The organism is Streptomyces roseicoloratus (genome assembly GCF_004117935.1).
GTDB classification, from domain to species: Bacteria; Actinomycetota; Actinomycetes; order Streptomycetales; family Streptomycetaceae; genus Streptomyces; species Streptomyces roseicoloratus.
Genome location: NZ_SDOY01000059.1, coordinates 1 through 203 on the forward strand (window position 1 = coordinate 1; position 203 = coordinate 203).

Consider the following 203-nt stretch of genomic DNA (forward strand, 5'->3'; position numbering starts at 1 on the left):
GGCGGCCTTGCGGGCCTCGTCGAGGACCTGTTCGCCGTCGGCGCGGGCGGCCGCCCGCAGCGCGTCGGCCTCCGCCACGCCGTCGGCCCGGACCTGCTCGGCCTCGACCCTGAGCTGCTCCGCCTCGGCGGTGAGCCGCTCGGCCTCGGCGGTCGCTTCGGTGATGAGGGTGTCGGCCTGTTCGGCGGCGTCGGCGCGGCGCT

1 protein-coding gene is annotated in these 203 nt (G+C 78.8%); it reads right to left on the minus strand.

What is annotated here, in order from left to right; translation table 11 throughout:
• Positions 1 to 203: hypothetical protein (locus ESG85_RS04845; RefSeq protein ID WP_164986166.1), on the minus strand; the 203-nt coding region annotated here is incomplete at both ends.